Here is a 19,934-nt window from a genome sequence, read left to right on the forward strand (position 1 = left end):
TCGATTACCGCATTGAAACTCAGCGCTGCGGCTTCGGTGCAGCGCCGTCACGCGGACCGCCATGGCGCGGGCCACCGTGCATCGGGCCCTTGGCTGCGTCGAACTCGGCCTTGCTCAGCTGGCCATCCTTGTTGGTGTCGGCGGCAGCGAACCAGGCGTCACGGCGCTGCTTCATGCGCAGCTCGCGGTCGGCCTTGTCCAGGTAACCATCCTTGTTGAGGTCGAGCTGGTCGAAGCGCGCGGCCAGGCGCGGATCGGCCTTGGCTTCTTCGCGGCTGATGCGGCCGTCCTTGTTGACGTCCAGCTTGGCCCAGCGCTCACCGCCATGGCCACGGCGGCCATGCTGCCAGCGCGGCATCTCATCGCGCGAGAGCTTGCCGTCCTTGTTCTTGTCCAGCTCGTCGAACTTCGCGGCCAGGCGCGGGTTGGCAGCCGCCTCGCTGCGGTCGATGACGCCGTCGCCATTGGTGTCCAGCTTGGCCGGGCGCTGCGCCGGTGTGGTCGGGGTGTCGGCCGCCAGCGCGATACCGGAAGCGGAGGTGGCGAGCAGCAGGGCCAGCAGCAGGGGGGTACGGATCATGAGGTCACTCCTGGGGATGGAAACAGCGTCGGGGTGATCACTTCACCCTCGGGTGACAACAACGCCCGGATGCGACATCGGTTGACACTGCTGCCAGTTCCATTCATCCGGCGGACAGTCGCCGCCACTGCGACGGGCTGGAGCTATGCTGTGTCCATGGCGATGCATGGCGACAGAGACGACGAACTGCGGCTTTTCCAGACCGGCGAGCACCCCTGCGGGTACTGGTCGGACCGGGTGGCGCGCGACCTGGTGCTGGACCCGCACGATCGCCGCCTGGGCGGCCTGTACCCGCTGGCACTGAGCTGGGGCTTCCGCCGCAGCGGCGATCTGGTCTACCGGCCGCATTGCGCGCACTGCCAGGCCTGCGTGGCGGTGCGCATACCGGTGGCCCGCTTCGCCCCGGACCGCAGCCAGCGCCGCTGTGCCGCCCGCAATGACGACCTGGAGGTGCGGATCACCGCCGCCACCGCCCGCGACGACCTGTTCGCGCTGTACCACCGCTACCTCACCCACCGCCACGCCAATGGCGGCATGGACGACCACGGCCCGCATGAGTTCGAGCAGTTCCTGATCGGCAGCTGGTCGCACACCCGCTTCATGGAGATGCGCCTGCCGGGCCACGACGGCCAGCCCAGCCAGCTGCTGGGGGTGGCGGTGACCGACGTCACCGAGCACGGCCTGTCGGCGGTCTACACCTTCTTCGACCCGGACCACGCCACACGCGGGCTGGGCACCTTCGCGATCCTGCAGCAGATCGAGTGGGCGCGCCGCGAGGGCCTGCCGCACGTGTACCTGGGCTACTGGATCCGCGGCCACCAGAAGATGGACTACAAGCGCCGCTTCCATCCGCTGGAAGCCTACGACGGCCGCCGCTGGCACGATTTCGACAAGGATCTGGACGGGCGCTGACAAACCGCTGACACCGGCCGGGGTGCACAATACGGCCCATGAACATGACCCGCCGCCATCCCCTGATCCTCGCCCTGGCCCTGCTCTGCGGCGCCAGCGCCCCTGCCTTCGCCAAGTCCCCTGCGATGACCGAAAAGCCGTCTGCTTCGCTGCGCCTGGCCACCTACAACACCTCGCTGTACTCCGATGACGCCGGTGGCCTGATCAAGGAACTGGAAGGCGATAGCGAGCACGCACGCAAGATCGCCGCGGTGCTGCAACAGGTGCGCCCGGACTTGGTGCTGCTGAACGAATTCGACTTCGACGACGCCCATCGCGCTGCCGACCTGTTCCAGAAGCGCTACCTGGAAGTGGCCCAGCCCGGCGGCGGCAAGCCGCTGCACTTCGCCTACCGCTACCTGGCGCCGGTCAATACCGGCGTGCCCAGCGGCCTGGACCTGGATAACAACGGCGTGGTCGGCGGCGAGGGCCGCAGCCGTGGCAACGATGCATGGGGCTACGGCCTGCACCCGGGCCAGTACGGCATGCTGGTGCTGTCGCGCTACCCGATCGATGAAGCCAAGGTGCGCAGCTTCCAGCTGCTGAAGTGGAGCGCGATGCCCGGTGCTATCCGTCCGGTCGACCCACGTACCGGCCAGAGCTTCTACAACGACCATGTCTGGTCGCAGCTGCGGCTGTCGTCGAAGTCGCATTGGGACGTGCCGGTGAAGACCCCGGCCGGCGTGGTCCACGCGCTGGTTTCGCACCCGACCCCGCCGGTGTTCGACGGCCCGGAAAAGCGCAATGCCGCGCGCAACCACGACGAACTGCGCCTGTGGCAGGAATACCTGTCCAAGGGTGACAAGCCGTGGCTGTGCGACGACAAGGGCCAGTGCGGTGGCCTGGCGCAGGACGCGCGCTTCGTGATCCTCGGCGACCTCAACAACGACCCGGTCGATGGCGATGGCCGCCATGACGCGATCGTCGAGCTCATCGAGAACGCCCGTGTGCTGCGCTACCCCACCCCGCGCAGCGTCGGCGGCGAGCAGACCAGCCTGGCCTATGCGGCCAAGGGCATCGAACGCAAGGGCGCACCGTTCCACGCCACCGGCGATTTCGGCCCGAAGTCCGGCACGATGCGCCTGGACTACGTGCTGCCCTCGACCGGTTTTGAATACGTGGGCAGCGGCATCTTCTGGCCGGCCAATGAAAGCCCGGAAGCGAAGATCGCCGACGGCAGCGACCACCATCTGGTGTGGGTGGACGTGCGGTAGCGTCCACTGCTAGTCGACTGCACAGCAATCTGTACCGACCAACGGTCGGTACCCACCGCAGATCTGTAAAAAGGGGACGGAGGGGATTAAGTCGTTTGTGGCACAAACGACTTAATCCCCTCCGTCCCCTTTTTGTGTTACGGGCGCAGTTCGACGCCGATGGCGTCGGCGGCGTCGCGTGCGATCGAACGCGCTTCGTCGATGGTTCCAGCGCGCGCCAGGGTCACGCCCACGCGGCGATGACCGTGCACGCTCGGCTTGCCGAACAGGCGCACGGCGGTATCCGGCACCTGCAACGCAGCGGCGACGTTGTTGAAGTACGGCACGCCCTCGCCATGCGCCAGCAGCGCGCACGACGCCGACGGGCCACTTTGGCGGATCACCGGGATCGGCAGGCCGAGGATGGCGCGTGCGTGCAGCGCGAACTCGCTCAGTTCCTGCGATACAAGCGTCACCAGGCCGGTGTCGTGCGGGCGCGGCGACACTTCGCTGAACCACACCTCGTCCCCCTTCACGAACAGCTCGACGCCGAACAGCCCCCAGCCACCGAGGTCGTCGGTGATCGCACGCGAGATCTCTTCGGCACGCGCCAGTGCCGCGTTCGACATCGGCTGCGGCTGCCAGCTTTCGCGGTAATCGCCATCCTTCTGCAGATGGCCGATCGGCGCACAGAACGAGGTGCCACCGGCGTGGCGCACGGTCAGCAGGGTGATCTCATAATCAAAATCGATGAAGCCCTCGACGATGCAGCGACCGGCACCGGCGCGGCCCCCTGTCTGCGCGTAGTCCCAGGCCGGGGCGATGTCCGCCTCGCTGCGCAGGGTGCTCTGGCCCTTGCCCGAGGACGACATCACCGGCTTGACCACGCACGGCAGGCCGATGGCGGCGACGGCAGCACGGTATTCGGCTTCGGTATCGACGAAGCGGTATGGCGAGGTCGGCAGGCCCAGGGTTTCGGCGGCCAGGCGACGGATGCCTTCGCGGTCCATCGTCAGGCGCGCGGCACGCGCCGTCGGGATCACCCGCAGGCCCTGCTCCTGCTCCAGCTGGACCAGGGTTTCGGTGTGGATGGCCTCGATCTCCGGCACCACCAGATGCGGCTGCTCGCGGGCGATCAGGGCGCGCAGGGCCATCGCATCGAGCATGTCGATCACATGCGCGCGATGGGCGACCTGCATGGCGGGGGCGTCGGCATAGCGGTCGGCAGCGATCACTTCCACGCCCAGCCGCTGCAGCTCGATGGCCACCTCCTTGCCGAGTTCGCCCGAGCCCAGCAGCAGCACGCGGGTGGCGGAGGGGGACAACGGGGTTCCAAGCTTGGCCATGGCGGTTCCAGCAGCGATGTGAAGGCGGGTGGGCATTCTAGCTGGCCGGGCACCCTGGCCATGGCATCCGACGAACGGTAGTCGACAACTGATATCACTTTGATATCTTCCTATCGAATCCTCAAGGACGCACCGCCATGAAAGAGAAGTCGCTGTCTTCCCTCAACGGCCTCGGCACGCTGGCCGGTGCCCTGCTCGTCGCCCTCGCCGGCGCCGCCCTGTTCGTGGTGGGCGTGGCAGCCAAGGCCAGCACCGGCTCGCCCAACCTGCTGCTGATGCTGCTGGGCGCCCTGCTGGTGGCGCTGGGCGTGTTCATCCTGGCCGGCCTGTACACCATCCAGCCTAACCAGGCGGCGGTGCTGAGCCTGTTCGGCAAGTACGTGGGCACCGTGAAGGACAACGGCCTGCGCTGGAACAACCCCTTCTTCGCCAAGCGCCGGGTCAGCCAGCGCGTGCGCAACTTCGAGAGCGGCAAGCTGAAGGTCAACGAGCTGGACGGCAGCCCGATCGAGATCGCCGCGGTGATCGTCTGGCAGGTGGTCGATGCCTCCGAGGCTGTCTACAACGTGGACGACTACGAGAGCTTCGTGCACATCCAGTCCGAATCGGCGTTGCGCGCGATGGCCACCAGCTACCCCTACGATCAGCACGAAGACGGCCAGCTGGCCCTGCGCAGCCATGCCAGCGAGATTTCCCAGCACCTGAAGAACGAGCTGGCCGAGCGCCTGGCAGATGCCGGCGTGCAGGTGATCGACGCACGCATCAGCCACCTCGCCTACGCCGCAGAAATCGCCCAGGCCATGCTGCAGCGGCAGCAGGCCAACGCGGTGATCGCCGCGCGCACGCGCATCGTTGCCGGTGCGGTGGGCATGGTCGAGATGGCCCTGGCCGAACTGCAGAAGAACGGCGTGGTGCAGCTGGATGAGGAACGCAAGGCGCACATGGTCAGCAACCTGCTGACCGTGCTGTGCTCGGACCGCGGTACCCAGCCGATCGTCAACGCCGGTTCGCTGTACTGAACCACCCTCGCAACGGGGTGCCCCACCGCCCCGCCAGGAGCTTGCATGAGTGAGAAGAAAGCCTACCCGCTGCGCATCAATGCCGACGTCCTGGCCGCCGCGCAACGCTGGGCTGACGACGAGCTGCGCAGCCTCAACGCGCAGATCGAGTATGTGCTGCGCGACGCCCTGCGCAAGGCAGGACGCCTGCCGAAACCCACGCCATCGCCGGAGGACAAGGAATGAGCAAGCGCTGGAGCTACCAGACGATCGAGGTCAAGACGTCCATGATGGGCCTGCTCAAGGCCGAGGACATCCAGAGCGAACTGACCCGCCAGGGCCAACTGGGCTGGGAGCTGGTCAACGTCATCATCCCGGCACCGATGCGCCCGGCGATGCTGGTGTTCAAGAAGGAGGCCTGAGCCATGGGCGCCAGCGATCCGAAACAGTACGAGGTGGCCGAGAGCTCGCCGTTGCGCGTGCTGTGGATCGTGCTGCCCCTGCTCGCCGCATTCGTAGCCTGCCTGTATGCGCAGCTGTACAAGGCACCGGCGACGGCCCCCTGGATCGAAGTTACGCTGTCACCGCCCTGGTTCCGGATGGGCGGCAGCGCCGCCTGGAGCCTGCTGGTGATCGCTGCGCTCGGCATCGGGCTGGGCGCGGCATTCTTCCGCCGCCGGGTGGAGCTGGCCGACGACGTACTGGATGTGCGCTCGACGATGTACCGCCGTCGCGTTCCGGTGGCGCAGCTGCGGCTGGACCAGGCCGAGGTGGTCGACCTGCAGCGTGACCCGCGCTATGCCATCCGTTTCAAGACCAACGGCTATGCAATGCCGGGCTTCTATTCCGGCCACTTCCGCCTGCAAGGTGGTGGAAAGGGCTTCGCTCTGGTCACCGACCGCTCGCGTGTTCTCGCCCTGCCGGTCAGCGATGGCAGCACCTTGCTGCTCAGCCTGGACCGGCCGCAGGTGCTGCTGGATGCACTGCGCAAGGTGGCCGCGCCGGCGCCACGGCAGTAAGCTGCGCCGATGCAACGACGCCTGCCCCTGCTGATCAACACCGAGTCCATCGAGCTATGGCCTGCCGGCCTGCTGCGCGCGCGCAGCAACCTGGATGCCCGCCTGCTGTCGCGGGCTCGCTGGGTACTGCGGCGCAAGCACGATGGCCGCTATCTGGCGGCGGTAATGACGCATGGCGTGCATTCGCTGGTGCCACGCCTGCCGCGTGAGCCCGGGGTCGAGGAAGCACTGGCGCTGCTGGATGCAGCAGCGGCACGTCCGTTCGGCGCCGCGCTGGAAGAACAATGGCTGCCGCTGGCCGGGCTGCAGCAGCGCCTGCAGCAGCTCGGCCTGGATGCGCAGCGCTATGCCGATGACAGCGGCCTGCCGCTGGAACCCGAACCGTGCCTGCTGCACTTCGCTGGCCGCGACCGGTTCGGCCGCCCACTCTGGCTGCGCCGCGGCGCCGCGCAGGGCTGGCGACGGATGCGCCTGCATGCCGCACAGGACGGCATCGCACTGGATGCAATCTCCGGCTTCCGCAGCCATGCCTACCAGCTGGGCATCTTCGAACGGAAGCGGGCACGCGGGCTGGGCGTGACGGAGATCCTGAAGGTGAATGCCGCGCCGGGTTTCAGTGAACACCACAGTGGCCATGCGCTGGACATCGGCACGCCGGGCGATGCCCCGGCCGAGGAATCGTTCGAGGCCACTGATGCGTTTGCGTGGCTGCAGGCGCATGCCGACGGACACGGCTTCCAGTTGAGTTACCCGCGCGACAACCCGCACGGCATCGTCTACGAACCGTGGCACTGGTGCTGGAAACCGGCCAACGGCTGAGCCCCTCGTGGCAGCCGCAAGGCGAAATTCATGGAGCTGTCCGGGCGGATTCCCCGCGCGCCCAGCACGAGACGGAACAAGAAGGCAAAGACAGAAGCCGGTCGCTTCGCTCGAAGCCTCTATGACGGATCAGCGCGCGGCTGTTGGGTCCGCCTTCAAGCGAGCCGAGCACCGCAGGTCCGGCGAGGGCGAAGAGGTGCGGGTGTCTGAGCGCAGCGAGTTCCCGCACCGTCCCTCGACGGGCCGAGGAGCGCAGGGGATCGGTGCGCAGCACCGGCTCGCGGTCGGCGGCGCGTTTCTTTTGGTTACTTTTCTTTTCGCGCGAAAAGAAAAGTAACGCCCATGAACCATCAGGAACGCATCGACATGGATCGGAGCGACAGCCCTGCGACCCTCACCGCCTCAGCGCCTCAGCGCATTGATCGCCAGCAGCACCCATCCGGCCATCATGCTGGTGCCACCGATTGGCGCCATCCGCGTCGGCCACTGCCACAGCGCCCCGCCCACCAGGCTGCCGGAAAACAGCAGCGCGCCCAGCAGCAGCACGTACAGCGCCAGGTGGGCGCTTGCCCCGTGTGCGCGCGGGCCAAGCGCCACCAGCACCGCGCCATGCGCGAACGCATACAGCGCCGCCATGTTCAGATGCTGCTGCGCCAACGGGTCGGCCACGCCATGCGATGCGTAGGCAGACAGGCCGATCGAGGCGGCGGCCAACAGCGCGCCCAGGCAGGCCAGCAGGGAAGGCTTACGTGCGCGACGTTCCAGATTGAACATGAAGGCTCCTTGCGCAGCGCCCCTTGCCGGGCGCCAGATGAAAAAAAACGCGCCGCAATAAGCGGCGCGTTTTCGTGTCCAACACTACATGGGTCAGCCGAGGCTTACTTGACGGCCCAGTAGATGTCGTAGGTCGCTTCCGGGGTGAACGACTTGTCGATGCCGTCCTTCCAGGTTTCGTACGGGCGGTCGATGACTTCGTTGCCCGAGGTCACGGCCCAGGCACGCAGGCCGTTGCGGGCCACGTCCAGACCTGCCATGTGGCCGGTGTAGGCCGCATGCGCCGAACGGTGCGGAGCAACGTGCACGTACTTGACCGGAGCGCCGCCGTCGATCTTGACGGTCAGCTCGTCGGCAGCGGCACCTTCAGCACCCTTCTTCTTCACCGGCTGGGCGATGTCGAAGGCGTACTTCTCCTGGCCGAAGTCGGTGGTGATGATGCGGAACGGACCGGCGGCTTCAAGGCCATTGGCCTCCATCACGCGCTTGATCCACTCCTGGTTGTCCTTGATGGACTTGGTGATGGTGTCCTGACCGCGGTCCACGTTGCCGGCGTTGACGACCAGCAGGTTCTCGGCCGGCACTTCCACGATGGCCAGATCGGTCAGCGGGGCTTCCGGCGTGCGGTAGTCGACGTTCGGGACGCTGGCGAGCATGTTGGCCATGCGCGACAGGCCCATCTTGATGTCGTCACCGATCTGACGGCTGACATACAGGCCTGCGTAACGGCCGAACAGGTCGAAGCCGTACTTCACCGAGTAGTCCTGGGTGATCTTGACGTTGCGACCGCCCTTGCCGGTCGGCTCCAGGCTGAAGGTGGTGACCTTGTCGTGACCCTTGGTGGCGTCTTCGATGGCGATCACAACACGCTTGTTCTCTTCGGCTTCGGTAATCTTCCAGGAACCGGTGCCCAGGTCCTTGGAGGTGAAGTCGAGGGTGGCACCGGTACCGGAGGCCGGGCCGGACAGCTTCAGTTCAACGGCGGGATCGCGCAGTACCAGCGGGTTCCAGTCCTTGAAGCGGCGCAGGCTGCTGACCGTGTCGTACACGATCGTCATCTTGCGGTTGGTCTCGATGCTTTCGGTGATGTGACGCTCGCCCGGCAGACATACGCCAATGATGACGAACAGGCCAGCCACGATCCCCAAGGCGATCAGGAACTCGATAATACGGGTCATTCAGAGAGTCTCCGGGGCCGATCCCACGGCCGGGTTGATTGAAGCGAAGCGCCAATCCTAGCAGGCTTCGCGGGCATTGTTTATCGGGATTGGCGCACCGGTTTCCCTGCCGGCTGCGTATTTGTATGGACAAAGAATTCGAAGGGTAACGCATACCGCTACCCGGCAAGTAGGGGGCAACCTTGGCGGAAACCCCCAACCTCGATCCAAGTCTTTGTACTTGAACGATTTTCCTCAGACCAGCTGGAGTTCGAACGCCTTCAGTACGGCGCGCGTACGGTCGCGCACGCCCAGCTTGGAGAGGATGTTGGATACGTGGTTCTTGATGGTGCCTTCGGCCACGCCCAGCGAGTTGGCGATCTCCTTGTTGGAGAAACCACTGGCCATCAGCCGCAGGATCTCGGTCTCGCGGTCGGTCAGCGGGTCCGGGCGGTCGAGGCTGACGAACTCGTTGCGCATGTGCTCCAGGCCCGACAGCAGGCGCTGGGTCACCGCCGGCTGCACCAGCGAACCACCGTCGGCCACAGTGCGGATGGCACCGACCAGCTGCGCCAGGGTGACATCCTTGAGCAGGTAGCCCTTGGCACCGGCCTTGAGCCCGGCCAGCACCAGCTGATCGTCGTCGAAGGTGGTGAGGATGATGGTCGGCGGCAACTGTTCCTGCCGCGACAGCACCTGCAGTGCCTCCAGGCCGGACATCACCGGCATGCGCATGTCCATCAGCACCACGTCGGGGCGGACCTGCGGTATCAGCTCGACCGCCTGCCGGCCGTCGCCGGCCTCGGCCACCACCTCGATGCCGTCGTCGAGCGCCAGCAGGGAGCGGATTCCCTGCCGCACCAGGGTTTGGTCGTCGACCAGGCAGACGCGAATCATCAACGCACTCCTTCAGGAACCTTGGTAAGGGCCGCCACCAGCACCGTTGCCGGCACCGTCGCCCGCAGCCGGAAGCCTTCACCGGGACGGGTTTCGATCTGCAGCTGGCCGCCACATTGTTGCAGGCGCTCGCGCATGCCGCGCAAGCCATTGCCTACATTGACCATATCCGCGCCGACACCGTCGTCGCGGGCCTCGACCACCACCCGGTCAGGGGCTTCACGGTACACCTTGATCCACAGATGGCGGGCACCGGCGTGGCGCACCGCGTTGGTGATGATCTCCTGGGTGCAGCGCAGCAGTACGTGGGCCCGCTGCGGGTCCTCCACGTTCAGCGGATCCTCGATCTCCAGCTGGATGTCCAGCGAGGGCACGTTCTCGGTCAGCGGGCGCAGCGCCGCGGCCAGGTCGATGGCACCGGTCTCGCGCAGCTGGCTGACCACCTCGCGCACATTGCCCAGCAGCAGCTTGGCCAGCGCGTGCGAGCGCTTCACGTGATCCAGCGCCTGGCCCTCGGCCAGGTGGCCGGCGACCTCCAGGTTCAGGGTCAGCGCGGTCAGCTGGTGGCCCAGCAGGTCATGCAGCTCGCGCGAAATGCGGGTGCGTTCGTTGACCCGCGCGCTCTCGGCCAGCAGGGCCCGGGTGGCGCGCAGTTCCGAATTGAGCCGGCGCTGCTCGTCGCGGGCCTCGGTCTGCTGCCGCGCGACCAGGCTGGTCACGAAGATGAACATGGAGAAGCCGCCGTACAGCAGCGACTGCATCACCGCTTCAAACAGCGGGAAGCGCAGCAGCATGTAGTAGACCGGGGCCACCGCCAGCTGGCTGACCAGCAGCCACAGCACCCCCAGCCGGACCGACAGCATCCACGGAATGACCCCGGCGGCCACCATCATCAGGATGCTGCCCAGGCCCGAGCCGCTAAGGAAGCTGACCCCCAGCGCCGAGACCGTCAGCAACAGCAGCAGGCCACGGTCCAGCCAGCTGGTGTGGCTGTCGCTGCGCAGGATGCGGGTCAACCAGTAGTAGGCGGTGCCGAAGGACAGGTAGGCGACGAACAGCAGGATCGCCCAGCCGCCCATGTCGCCGCGGCTGTGCAGGTTCTCGAACTGCGAGTACGCCAGGGGCAGGCCGACCATGACCCAGGTGAACAGGCCGGCCAGGCGGAGGACGCGGGTATGGCTGAGGACTCCCAACATGCCAGCACTCTACGGGCCCGGCCCGTGTCGCGCACTCCCACGGAAGTCATGCCTCCGCGGTCGCCTGTTCATGCCGCAGCCCACCCCGGGCATGCAATAATCGTGCGCAGGGTCCTTTGATGGACCAACCGCGTTACCCCACGGAGTCACAATGTCGATTGTCATCCGCGACGTGCGCGAGCACGAGCTCGATTCCGTCCTGGCTTTGAACAACAACGCTGGCCTGGCCATCCTTCCCCTGGATGCGGCCCGCCTGCGCCTGTTCTATGAAACCGCTGAGTATTTCCGCGTCGCCGAGCGCGACGGCAACCTGGCCGGCTTCCTGATCGGCTTTGGCAGCGACAGCCAGCACGACAGCAGCAATTTCGCCTGGTTCAAGCAGCAGCTGGACACCCCGTTCTTCTATATCGACCGCATCGTGGTCGCCAGCCGCCGTCGTGGCGGTGGCGTCGGCCGTGCGTTCTATGCCGACGCGCAGAGCTTCGCCGAGCTGCGCTACCCGCAGATGACCTGCGAAGTCTTCCTCGACCATGGCGCCGATGCCGCCCTGCTCTTCCACGGCAGCTTCGGCTTCCGCGAGCTGGGCCAGAACACCATGCCGCAGGTTGATGTGCGCGCCAGCATGCTGGCCAAGGAACTGTGCAGCTACCCGTGGGTCCAGGAGACCTACGGCGACAAGCTGCCGGATGTGGCATGGACACGCGCCCGGCAGCTGCCGGCGCAGGCACAGCGGCCGACGGGGACCTGAGCGTGGCGGTGAATTTCGATTACGAACAGGCCGGTGAACTGAAGATCGGCCAGGTGGGCATCGCCAACCTGCGCATCCGTACCCTTGATGTCGAGCGCCTCGTGCAGGAAATGCGCGAGCGCGTGACCCGTGCACCGAAGCTGTTCGGCCGCGCTGCGGTGATCCTCGACTTCGGCGGCCTCAGCCAGGTGCCGGATGTGGCCACCGCGCAGGCGCTGGTCGACGGCCTGCGCAGCGCGGGTGTGCTGCCGGTGGCACTGGCCTACGGCACCAGCGCGGTCGACCTGCTCTCGCAGCAGCTCGGCCTGCCACTGCTGGCCAAGTTCCGCGCGCAGTACGAGCGCGCCGAGGCCGAGCCGGCGCCGCCGCCGCCCGCACCGGAACCGCGCCGCGCGGTCCGTGCCGAACCGAAGCCAGCCCCGGCAACGCCGGTGGCCAAGGTGGCGGACGCTGCGGCACCGCAACCGGGCCGCATGCAGCTGGGCAACGTGCGTTCGGGCCAGCAGCTGTACGCGGAAAACTGCGACCTGACCGTGATGGCCACCGTCGGCGCAGGCGCCGAAGTCATCGCCGATGGCAGCATCCATATCTACGGCACCCTGCGCGGCCGCGCGCTGGCAGGGGCCCAGGGCAACACCGCGGCACGCATTTTCTGCCGTGATTTCCATGCGGAACTGGTCGCCATTGCAGGCCATTACAAGGTACTGGACGATGTCCCGGACACCCTGCGCGGCAAGGCCGTCCAGGTGTGGCTGGAACAGGACCAGATCAAGATCGCTGCGCTGGACTGACGCAGCACCCAAACAGAATCATCAGGAGAAGTCCTTTGGCTGAAATCATCGTAGTCACCTCCGGCAAGGGCGGCGTCGGCAAGACCACTTCCAGCGCGAGCCTGGCCTGCGGCCTGGCGCGGCGCGGCAAGAAGGTGGCGGTGATCGACTTCGACGTCGGCCTGCGCAACCTCGACCTGATCATGGGCTGCGAACGCCGCGTGGTGTATGACTTCGTCAACGTCGTGCACGGCGAAGCAACCCTCAAGCAGGCCCTGATCAAGGACAAGCGCTTCGACAACCTGTACGTGCTGGCCGCCTCGCAGACCCGCGACAAGGACGCACTGACCCAGGAAGGCGTGGGCAAGGTCCTGAAGGACCTGGCCGCCGACGGCTTCGACTACATCATCTGCGACTCCCCGGCCGGCATCGAGAAGGGTGCCTTCCTGGCGATGTACTTCGCCGACCGCGCGGTGGTGGTGGTGAACCCGGAAGTGTCCTCGGTGCGCGACTCCGACCGCATCATCGGCCTGCTCGACTCGAAGACCCACAAGGCCGAGTCCGGCCAGGACGTGCCGGCCTTCCTGCTGCTGACCCGCTACACCCCGGTGCGCGTGGAAAGCGGCGAGATGCTGAGCATCGCCGACGTCGAGGAAGTGCTCGGCCTGAAGGCGATCGGCGTGATTCCGGAATCGGGGGACGTGCTCAACGCCTCCAACAAGGGCGAGCCGGTCATCCTGGATGTTGAATCCGCTGCCGGCCAGGCCTATGAAGACGCCGTCGCGCGCATCCTCGGCGAAGAACGCCCGATGCGCTTCACCAACGTCGAGAAGAAGGGCTTCTTCAGCAAGCTGTTCGGAGGGTAAGCATGGGCCTGTTTGATTTCCTCAAAGCGAAGAAGACCACCGCCGAAACCGCCAAAAACCGCCTGCAGATCATCATTGCGCAGGAACGCAGCCACCGCGGTGGCCCGGACTACCTGCCGCTGCTGCAGCGCGAGCTGCTGGAAGTGATCAAGAAGTACGTGAACATCGACGTCGATGCGGTGAAGGTCGACCTGGTGAAGGATGGCCAGCACGACGTGCTGGACATCTCCGTGGCGCTGCCGGAAGGCCCGGACAAACCCTGATCCCCTGCCCCGCCCGTGCCTGCATGGGCGGGGCTGCCTGACCCGCATGACCGATACGACAACCGCCGTGGACATCACCTGCGTGGGCGACATCGCCTTCGCCGATGCGCAGTGCCTGCTCGCCGCGCATGGCCTGCAGCTGCACCACGTCGCGGCCGGCGAGCCGATTCCCGGCAGCTACTGGGGCGAACCCGAGGCGGGCATCATCGCCAGCAACGTATACGTGCGCGATGACACGCCGGTGCACTCGATGCTGCACGAGGCCTGCCACCTGATCGTGCTGCCGCCGGAGCGGCGTGCACAGGTGCATACCGATGCCACCGACTCGGTGGCCGAGGAAGATGCGACCTGCTACCTGCAGATCGTGCTGGCCGGGCGGCTGCCCGGCGTCGGCAGCCAGCGGCTGATGGCCGATATGGATGCGTGGGGGTATACGTACCGGTTGGGGTCTACGAAGGCGTGGTTCGAGCAGGACGCCGAAGACGCAAGAGCCTGGCTGGTCGAACGCGGCTTGCCGGTAGCGTGATCCACCGTGAACCGGGGTCAGATCCCTTTTGCTGCGCAAAAGGGATCTGACCCCATCGCCCCGTGCACGATCAGCCCTGCCCGGCCAGCGCGCGCAGGGTGATGCCGACGATGTAGGCCAGGTACGTGCCGGTGGCATAACCCATCGTGCCCAGCAGCACGCCCACCGGCGCCAGCGCCGGATGGAACGCAGCAGCCACCACCGGTGCCGAGGCCGGGCCACCGATGTTCGACTGCGAACCGATGGCGAAATAGAAGAACGGCACCTTCAGCAGTTTGCCCAGGCACCACAGCAGCACGATGTGCACGCTGATCCAGATGATGCCGAGCAGGAACAGCCACGGGCGGTCCAGCAGCGCCAGCAGATCCATCTGCATGCCGATGCAGGCGATCAGGAAGTACAGCAGCAGCGAGCCCAGCCGCGACGCACCCGCCCCTTCCAGATTGCGTGCACGGGTGAAGCTCAGGCTCAGGCCCAGCGTGGTCGACAGCACCACCACCCACACGAACGGCGCGTCCAGGCTGAACTGCGACGCCCAGCTGACGTTGGCCTTGAACCATGCCGCCAGCGGCGCACCGATCGCATGCGACAGGCCCACGCCGCCAAAGGCCACCGCCACGATCAGCATCAGGTCGGTCAGGCTGGGAATGCGTTCGTGCTCGGCCTGGAAGCGCGCGATGCGCTCCTTCAGTTCATCGATGGCCGAGGTGTCGGCGCCGCTGCGCGCGTCGATCTTCGCCGCGCGTCCGGCCAGGAAGATCAGCGCGGCCATCCACACGTAACCGACACCGACATCGACCACCGCGAACTGGCCGAACGTGGTCGCATTGACGTCGAACACTTCGCGCATTGCCAGCATGTTGGCACCGCCACCGATCCAGCTGCCGGCCAGCGCGGCCATGCCGGCCCAGGTGTCACCGGCCACGGTGTCGGGATGGATCGCGCGCATCACCAGGAAGGCCACCACCGCACCGAGCATGATGCTGGCTGAGGCGCCCAGGTACATCAGCACCAGCTTCGGGCCAAGCCGCAGGATGCCCTTGATGTCCACCGCGAGGGTCAGCAGGATCAGCGCCGCCGGCAGCAGGATGTCACGCGCGATCGGGTTGTAGAGCTTGGTGTTCTGGCCATCGATGAGGCCGACCGTGTTGTAGATGCCGGGAATCAGGTAGCACAGCAGCAGTGCCGGCACGAAGGTATAGAAGCGTTTCCACAGCCCCTGCTCGCGCGAGGCGGTCCAGAACACGGCGCCAAGTGTGGCGGCGATCAAACCGAAGACGACGATGTCGTTCTGGATCATGCAGGCGCTCTTGTAGAGCCGAGCCATGCTCGGCTGCTGTTGGCGAAGGCGTGCCGACCAACGGTCGGCACCCACCGGCGGGAACATCGGCACCCACCGTCGAAAACAAAAGCGCCGCCCCGAAGGGCGGCGCTGCAGTCATCAGTTGCCGATGTGCTGCTTCAGCCAGGCATTGACGGTGTCATGCCAGAGGATGCTGTTGTTCGGCTTCAGCACCCAGTGGTTTTCATCCGGGAAGTACAGGAACTTCGATTCGATGCCCTGGCGCTGGGCGGCGGTGAACGCGGCCAGGCCCTGCTCGACCGGAATGCGGAAGTCCTGCTGGCCATGGATGACCAGGATCGGCTTCTTCCAGTCCGCCACGTGGTTGACCGGGTTGAACTTCTCGTAGTTCGCGGCCTTCTGGTACGGCGTGCCGCCCTGCTCCCACTCGGTGAACCACAGTTCCTCGGTCGCGTAGCCCATCATGCGCTGGTCGAACACGCCGTCGTGGTTGACCAGGCACTTGAACGGGCTGTTCCAGTTGCCGGCAATCCAGTTGACCATGAAGCCGCCATAGCTGGCACCCAGCGCACAGGCCTTGTCACCGTTGAGGAAGGAGTACTTCTTCAGCGCTGCGTCCCAGCCCTTCTGCAGGTCTTCCAGCGGGCGGTCGCCCCAGTGCTGGCTGATTGCATCGGTGAAGGCCTGGCCATAGCCGGTGGAGCCGTGGAAGTCGATCATCACCACGGCGTAGCCCTGGCCTGCATAGGTCTGCGGATTCCAGCGGTAGCTCCAGCCATTGCCGAAGCTGCCCTGCGGGCCGCCGTGGATCAGGAACGCGACCGGGTACGACTTGCCTTCCTGGTAGTTGTGCGGCTTGACCACGTAGCCGTGCACGGTGTCGTTGTTCCAGCCCTTGAACTCGAACTGTTCGTAGTCACCGAACGACACGTCCTTCAGCACATCGCCAGCCGCGGGGGTCAGCGCGCGCAGTTCACCGATGGATTCGCCCGCGGCGGGCAGCAGGCCGACCAGCACCTGATCGTTGCTCTTCAGGCTGTTGCGGGTGATCGCCACGCTGTTGCCGGCCACGTCGACCGAGGTCACGCTGCCGTCGCCGATCAGCTTGGTGGCCTTGCCGCTGGCCACGTCGATCTGGAACAGCGGATGTTCGCCGAGGTCATCGGCAGTGGTGTAGATGCTGGCGCCGTCGGCGGACAGGGTGATGCCGCCGGCCGAGCGGTCCCACTGCGGGGCGATCTCGCGGGTCTTGCCGCTGGCAACGTCCATCGCCATCAGGCCGAAGCGGTCGGCCTCGAAGCCCGGGCGCTTCATCGCACGGTAGAACAGGGTCTTGCCGTCGGCGCTGAACACCGGGCCGGCATCCCAGGCCGGGTTGGAGGCCGTCAGGTTGACCGGCGCCTGCTTGCCGGCGGCGTCGAAGCGGTACAGGTCGAAGTTGGTCGACCACGGCTCCTGCTTGCCGGCCACGCGGATGCTGGCCACCACGCTGGCGCCATCCGGCGACCACACGAAGTCATCATTGCCGCCGAACGGCTTGGACGGAGCATCACCATCGATGGTCGCGCTCAGCGCCGAGGCGCCCTTGACCGCGTCGGCCTTGGCTGCCGGCAGCGGGGCCACGAACAGGGTGTTGCGGCGGCCGTCGTTCCAGGTATCCCAGTGGCGCACGAACAGCGAATCGAAGACCTTGCCACTGGCCTTGGCGCCCGCGACGTCCTTGAGCTTCTTTTCGGTGCAGGCCAGGTCCGAGGCACAGGCCTGGAACACGCCGGCGCTGAACAGCACGCGGTCGTCCTGCGGCGACACGTGGTAGCTGTCCACGTCGACCGGGAAGTCGGTCAGCTGGCGCGGCGTGCCGCCGCTGAGCGGCTGCGCGTAGAGCTGCTGGCTGCCGTTCCTGGCGCTGAGGAAATACACGGTCTGGCCATCGGCCGACAGCGAAGCGGAGTTGACATTCCAGCCGGCCGGGGTGATCTGCTTCGGCGGCGCAGCGTCGCGGGTGCGCAGGTTGCGCGCGAACAACGCGGTGGAGGCCTTCAGGCTGGCGTCGACGCTGCGCTTGGCGAACACCACGGTGCCGCCGTCAGCGGTCAGCACCGGCGCGGAGACGCGGTCCATCGCCACCATGTCGCGGACTTCCAGGCCACGGGCAGCGGCAACGCTGGGCAGGGCGGCCAGCAGGCTCAGAGGCAGCAGGGCATGACGCAGTTTCATCGGGGTCTCCGCAGGACGGCAAAAAACCGATGGTAGGCCCGTGCGGCCGGGGCTGCCAAGGCCATCGGTCATGGCCGCGGACGAGCAGCCGCCAGAAAAGGCAAACCGCGCCGTAGCGCGGTTTGTCGGAGGTCGGGGTCGGATCCGATTCCATGGGAATCGGCTCTGACCCCTCACGCTGCCAGCATGGGGTCAGAGCCCTTCCCTGCGGGAAGGGATCCGACCCCGTGGGCGTTACGCCACGGCACGCTTGCCGGTGCGGTAGATCAGCCAGCCGACCAGGAACAGCACGGCCAGGCCAATCCACTGTGCGCCCGGCAGGTGGAACGGCACCGCCAGCACGTCCGCGCGGCTGCTGACCACGATCGGAATCGCGATGGCGATGCCCATCAGTGCCTCACCGGTGATCAGGCCGGCAGCGAACAGCACGCCCGGCTTGTGCACGCGGTCGCGGCCCTCTTCGTCATCGGCACGCACCTTGTGGAAGCGCTCGACCAGGTAGGCGATCAGGCCGCCGAGGAAGATCGGCACCATCAGCTCCAGCGGCAGGTAGATGCCGATGGCAGCAGCCAGCACCGGCACGCGGAAGCGGGCGTTGCGCGACTTCAGCCAGCTGTCGAAGGCGATGATGGCGGCACCGACCACGGCACCGATGCCGATGAAGGTCCACGGCAGTTCACCGCCGAACAGGCCCTTGGCCACCGAGGCCATCAGGTTGGCCTGCGGCGCAGCCAGTGCGTTCGGGTGCAGCTCCGACTTCACGCCGATGCCGTAGGCGGTGGCCAGCAGGTTCAGCACCGGGGCCATGATCAGCGCGCACGAGAACGCGCCGATGCCCAGCATCAGCTGCTGCTTCCACGGGGTGGCACCGACGATGTAGCCGGCCTTGAGGTCCTGCAGGTTGTCACCACCGACCGCCGCGGCGCAGCACACCACCGCGCCGATCATGATCGCGGCCACCGCACCCAGCGGCGCACCGCCGGCACCGACCGGCTTGAGGCCGTCGGCGCCCAGCAGCACGACCAGCACGGCCGAGGCGAACAGGATGGTGGAGATGGTGATGCCCGAAACCGGGTTGTTGGACGAGCCGATCAGGCCGGCCAGGTAGGCCGAGACCGAGACGAACAGGAAGCCGGCGACGATCATGATGATGGTCATCGGGATCGACACGTGCCACTGGCCCACGATGGCCTGGTACAGCGCCAGCAGCGGCAGCACGAAGACCACCAGGGCCACCAGCATCCACTTCATCGGCAGGTCGCGCTCGGTGTGCGCCAGCACCGGGCCACCGCTCTTGCGGGCGGCGGCAAAGCCGCTCTTGACGCCGTTGAGCAGCGACTTGCGCAGCGAGATCAGGGTCCAGATGCCACCGATCAGCATTGCACCGACGCCCAGGTAGCGCATCTTCGCGCCCCAGATGGCGAACGCCGCCTCGGTGGAGGAGGCCGCAGCGACCGAAGCGGCCAATGCCGGATCGGTGTTCATGAAGAACGCCTGGTAGATCGGAATGGCGATGTGCCAGGTCAGGATCGAGCCGGACACCACCACGATGCCGACGTTGAGGCCAACGATGTAGCCCACGCCCAGCAGGGCCGGCGACAGGTTGGTGCCGATGAAGGCGGTGACCTTGGAGCTGCCGACGTAGGCCGAGGTGGCCCAGGCGTCCGGGATCAGGCGCATGCCGCTTTCCGCGGCCAGCTTGACGAAGGCACCGATCACCGCCGACAGGCCGAGGATCTTCAGGCCCGGGCCCGGGTTCTCACCGGCCTTGAGCACCTCGGCCGCAGCCTTGCCTTCCGGGAACGGAAGCGGATCTTCGACGATCATCGAACGGCGCAGCGGCACCGAGAACAGCACGCCCAGCAGGCCGCCAAGGCCGGCGATGCCCAGCACCCACCAGTACTTGAAGTCCGGCCAGTAGCCCATGATCACCAGCGCGGGGATGGTGAAGATCACACCGGCGGCGATCGACGAACCGGCCGAGGCGCCGGTCTGCACGATGTTGTTCTCGAGGATGGAGCCACCGCCCAGCAGGCGCAGCACGCCCATGGAAATCACCGCGGCGGGAATGGCGGTAGCGATGGTCAGGCCTGCGAACAGACCGAGGTAGGCGTTTGCGGCCGACAGCACCACCGCCAGCACGATGGCCAGGGCCACTGCGCGGAAGGTGAGCTGCTTGGGCGCAGCGTCGTGGTTCATGGAAGCCCCTGCTGGCAAAAAATCCCTTGCACGCTAGCGTTCAGGGGGCGGCAAGTCCAGTGCGCATGGTCACCGCTGCCCCTGGTCCAGCCTGCCGCCCGGCCAGTGCGGC

20 protein-coding genes and 1 pseudogene are annotated in these 19,934 nt (G+C 66.6%); 12 read left to right on the forward strand and 9 right to left on the reverse strand.

Annotated features, from left to right (window positions below):
- Positions 1-19: 19 nt before the first annotated feature.
- A complete protein-coding gene (locus B9Y64_RS01905; RefSeq protein ID WP_100439281.1) occupies positions 20-580 on the reverse strand; it encodes an EF-hand domain-containing protein in 561 nt (186 codons plus the stop codon).
- 156 nt (positions 581-736) lie between these two features.
- Here B9Y64_RS01905 and B9Y64_RS01910 point away from each other — a divergent pair, with 156 nt between their 5' ends.
- A complete protein-coding gene (locus tag B9Y64_RS01910) occupies positions 737-1,492 on the forward strand; it encodes an arginyltransferase (RefSeq protein WP_100439282.1) in 756 nt (251 codons plus the stop codon).
- A 38-nt stretch (positions 1,493-1,530) separates the two neighbouring features.
- On the forward strand, positions 1,531-2,745 hold the full coding sequence (locus tag B9Y64_RS01915) for an endonuclease/exonuclease/phosphatase family protein (RefSeq protein ID WP_100439283.1): 1,215 nt from the start codon (positions 1,531-1,533) through the stop codon (positions 2,743-2,745).
- Positions 2,746-2,882: 137 nt separating this feature from the next.
- On the opposite strand, the gene purT is transcribed toward B9Y64_RS01915, so the two are convergent.
- Positions 2,883-4,070, reverse strand: a complete 1,188-nt coding sequence (gene purT / locus B9Y64_RS01920; protein WP_100439284.1) for a formate-dependent phosphoribosylglycinamide formyltransferase — start codon at positions 4,068-4,070, stop codon at positions 2,883-2,885.
- A gap of 137 nt (positions 4,071-4,207) precedes the next feature.
- Here purT and B9Y64_RS01925 point away from each other — a divergent pair, with 137 nt between their 5' ends.
- Genes B9Y64_RS01925 through B9Y64_RS01945 form a run of 5 tightly spaced genes read left to right on the forward strand, consistent with a single transcriptional unit; the run spans position 4,208 to position 6,906 of the window.
- Complete coding sequence (locus B9Y64_RS01925; protein ID WP_014036365.1) at positions 4,208-5,089, forward strand: SPFH domain-containing protein; 882 nt, start codon at positions 4,208-4,210, stop codon at positions 5,087-5,089.
- A gap of 45 nt (positions 5,090-5,134) precedes the next feature.
- Positions 5,135-5,314 (forward strand): Arc family DNA binding domain-containing protein, encoded by a 180-nt coding sequence (locus tag B9Y64_RS01930; RefSeq protein WP_100439285.1) that lies wholly within the window; start codon positions 5,135-5,137, stop codon positions 5,312-5,314.
- Positions 5,311-5,490 (forward strand): DUF4177 domain-containing protein, encoded by a 180-nt coding sequence (locus B9Y64_RS01935; protein WP_087921871.1) that lies wholly within the window; start codon positions 5,311-5,313, stop codon positions 5,488-5,490. The genes B9Y64_RS01930 and B9Y64_RS01935 overlap by 4 nt, the downstream gene beginning before the upstream one ends.
- A gap of 3 nt (positions 5,491-5,493) precedes the next feature.
- Positions 5,494-6,087, forward strand: coding sequence for a PH domain-containing protein (locus B9Y64_RS01940; protein WP_100439286.1), 594 nt, complete (start codon positions 5,494-5,496; stop codon positions 6,085-6,087).
- Positions 6,088-6,096: 9 nt separating this feature from the next.
- Entirely contained in the window at positions 6,097-6,906 is an 810-nt protein-coding gene (locus B9Y64_RS01945) for a M15 family metallopeptidase (RefSeq protein WP_100439287.1), read from the forward strand.
- A 402-nt stretch (positions 6,907-7,308) separates the two neighbouring features.
- Here the strand turns inward: B9Y64_RS01945 and B9Y64_RS01955 are convergent, their stop codons facing one another.
- The 4 genes and pseudogenes from B9Y64_RS01955 to B9Y64_RS01970 all read right to left on the reverse strand — a co-directional run bounded on the left by B9Y64_RS01955 (position 7,309) and on the right by B9Y64_RS01970 (position 10,930).
- The gene (locus B9Y64_RS01955) at positions 7,309-7,680 is read right to left on the reverse strand and encodes a DUF423 domain-containing protein (RefSeq protein WP_100439289.1); all 372 of its coding nucleotides are present in this window, start codon (positions 7,678-7,680) and stop codon (positions 7,309-7,311) included.
- Positions 7,681-8,348: 668 nt separating this feature from the next.
- Positions 8,349-8,858, reverse strand: a pseudogene (locus B9Y64_RS22505) (SRPBCC family protein); the annotation flags it as partial.
- A gap of 234 nt (positions 8,859-9,092) precedes the next feature.
- Entirely contained in the window at positions 9,093-9,734 is a 642-nt protein-coding gene (locus B9Y64_RS01965; protein ID WP_006424175.1) for a response regulator, read from the reverse strand.
- Positions 9,734-10,930 carry a sensor histidine kinase gene (locus B9Y64_RS01970; RefSeq protein ID WP_075675059.1) on the reverse strand — a complete coding sequence of 399 codons (1,197 nt, stop codon included), beginning with the start codon at positions 10,928-10,930 and terminating at the stop codon, positions 9,734-9,736. The genes B9Y64_RS01965 and B9Y64_RS01970 overlap by 1 nt, the downstream gene beginning before the upstream one ends.
- A 151-nt stretch (positions 10,931-11,081) precedes the next feature.
- Here B9Y64_RS01970 and B9Y64_RS01975 point away from each other — a divergent pair, with 151 nt between their 5' ends.
- The 5 genes from B9Y64_RS01975 to B9Y64_RS01995 are packed head-to-tail and all read left to right on the forward strand — an operon-like array spanning position 11,082 to position 14,103.
- Positions 11,082-11,678 (forward strand): GNAT family N-acetyltransferase, encoded by a 597-nt coding sequence (locus B9Y64_RS01975; RefSeq protein WP_014036357.1) that lies wholly within the window; start codon positions 11,082-11,084, stop codon positions 11,676-11,678.
- Positions 11,624-12,469, forward strand: a complete 846-nt coding sequence (gene minC, locus B9Y64_RS01980; RefSeq protein ID WP_100439290.1) for a septum site-determining protein MinC — start codon at positions 11,624-11,626, stop codon at positions 12,467-12,469. Before B9Y64_RS01975 ends, minC begins: the two co-directional genes overlap by 55 nt.
- Before the next feature lie 35 nt (positions 12,470-12,504).
- The gene (minD, locus tag B9Y64_RS01985) at positions 12,505-13,314 is read left to right on the forward strand and encodes a septum site-determining protein MinD (protein WP_006424120.1); all 810 of its coding nucleotides are present in this window, start codon (positions 12,505-12,507) and stop codon (positions 13,312-13,314) included.
- Positions 13,315-13,316: 2 nt separating this feature from the next.
- A complete protein-coding gene (minE, locus tag B9Y64_RS01990) occupies positions 13,317-13,577 on the forward strand; it encodes a cell division topological specificity factor MinE (RefSeq protein WP_005408532.1) in 261 nt (86 codons plus the stop codon).
- A gap of 46 nt (positions 13,578-13,623) precedes the next feature.
- The gene (locus tag B9Y64_RS01995) at positions 13,624-14,103 is read left to right on the forward strand and encodes a hypothetical protein (RefSeq protein ID WP_100439291.1); all 480 of its coding nucleotides are present in this window, start codon (positions 13,624-13,626) and stop codon (positions 14,101-14,103) included.
- Between the two features lie 70 nt (positions 14,104-14,173).
- Here B9Y64_RS01995 and B9Y64_RS02000 read toward each other — a convergent pair whose 3' ends face one another.
- From B9Y64_RS02000 to B9Y64_RS02010, 3 genes are all read right to left on the reverse strand, one after another.
- The gene (locus tag B9Y64_RS02000) at positions 14,174-15,430 is read right to left on the reverse strand and encodes a DUF819 domain-containing protein (RefSeq protein ID WP_406752512.1); all 1,257 of its coding nucleotides are present in this window, start codon (positions 15,428-15,430) and stop codon (positions 14,174-14,176) included.
- Between the two features lie 114 nt (positions 15,431-15,544).
- On the reverse strand, positions 15,545-17,623 hold the full coding sequence (locus tag B9Y64_RS02005) for an alpha/beta hydrolase family protein (protein ID WP_100439293.1): 2,079 nt from the start codon (positions 17,621-17,623) through the stop codon (positions 15,545-15,547).
- 234 nt (positions 17,624-17,857) lie between these two features.
- Positions 17,858-19,822 (reverse strand): OPT family oligopeptide transporter, encoded by a 1,965-nt coding sequence (locus B9Y64_RS02010; protein WP_100439294.1) that lies wholly within the window; start codon positions 19,820-19,822, stop codon positions 17,858-17,860.
- Positions 19,823-19,934: the final 112 nt, after the last annotated feature.

The sequence above is a fragment of the Stenotrophomonas maltophilia genome (assembly GCF_002799245.1).
Lineage (GTDB): Bacteria > Pseudomonadota > Gammaproteobacteria > Xanthomonadales > Xanthomonadaceae > Stenotrophomonas > Stenotrophomonas maltophilia_S.

Bases quoted from the DNA above. Each gene is read 5' to 3' on its own strand.
- B9Y64_RS01905 (WP_100439281.1), bottom strand. From the start codon at position 580: ATGATCCGTACCCCCCTGCTGCTGGCCCTGCTGCTCGCCACCTCCGCT.
- B9Y64_RS01910 (WP_100439282.1), top strand. From the start codon at position 737: ATGGCGATGCATGGCGACAGAGACGACGAACTGCGGCTTTTCCAGACC.
- B9Y64_RS01915 (WP_100439283.1), top strand. From the start codon at position 1,531: ATGAACATGACCCGCCGCCATCCCCTGATCCTCGCCCTGGCCCTGCTC.
- purT (WP_100439284.1), bottom strand. From the start codon at position 4,070: ATGGCCAAGCTTGGAACCCCGTTGTCCCCCTCCGCCACCCGCGTGCTG.
- B9Y64_RS01925 (WP_014036365.1), top strand. From the start codon at position 4,208: ATGAAAGAGAAGTCGCTGTCTTCCCTCAACGGCCTCGGCACGCTGGCC.
- B9Y64_RS01930 (WP_100439285.1), top strand. From the start codon at position 5,135: ATGAGTGAGAAGAAAGCCTACCCGCTGCGCATCAATGCCGACGTCCTG.
- B9Y64_RS01935 (WP_087921871.1), top strand. From the start codon at position 5,311: ATGAGCAAGCGCTGGAGCTACCAGACGATCGAGGTCAAGACGTCCATG.
- B9Y64_RS01940 (WP_100439286.1), top strand. From the start codon at position 5,494: ATGGGCGCCAGCGATCCGAAACAGTACGAGGTGGCCGAGAGCTCGCCG.
- B9Y64_RS01945 (WP_100439287.1), top strand. From the start codon at position 6,097: ATGCAACGACGCCTGCCCCTGCTGATCAACACCGAGTCCATCGAGCTA.
- B9Y64_RS01955 (WP_100439289.1), bottom strand. From the start codon at position 7,680: ATGTTCAATCTGGAACGTCGCGCACGTAAGCCTTCCCTGCTGGCCTGC.
- B9Y64_RS01965 (WP_006424175.1), bottom strand. From the start codon at position 9,734: ATGATTCGCGTCTGCCTGGTCGACGACCAAACCCTGGTGCGGCAGGGA.
- B9Y64_RS01970 (WP_075675059.1), bottom strand. From the start codon at position 10,930: ATGTTGGGAGTCCTCAGCCATACCCGCGTCCTCCGCCTGGCCGGCCTG.
- B9Y64_RS01975 (WP_014036357.1), top strand. From the start codon at position 11,082: ATGTCGATTGTCATCCGCGACGTGCGCGAGCACGAGCTCGATTCCGTC.
- minC (WP_100439290.1), top strand. From the start codon at position 11,624: ATGGACACGCGCCCGGCAGCTGCCGGCGCAGGCACAGCGGCCGACGGG.
- minE (WP_005408532.1), top strand. From the start codon at position 13,317: ATGGGCCTGTTTGATTTCCTCAAAGCGAAGAAGACCACCGCCGAAACC.
- B9Y64_RS01995 (WP_100439291.1), top strand. From the start codon at position 13,624: ATGACCGATACGACAACCGCCGTGGACATCACCTGCGTGGGCGACATC.
- B9Y64_RS02000 (WP_406752512.1), bottom strand. From the start codon at position 15,430: ATGGCTCGGCTCTACAAGAGCGCCTGCATGATCCAGAACGACATCGTC.
- B9Y64_RS02005 (WP_100439293.1), bottom strand. From the start codon at position 17,623: ATGAAACTGCGTCATGCCCTGCTGCCTCTGAGCCTGCTGGCCGCCCTG.
- B9Y64_RS02010 (WP_100439294.1), bottom strand. From the start codon at position 19,822: ATGAACCACGACGCTGCGCCCAAGCAGCTCACCTTCCGCGCAGTGGCC.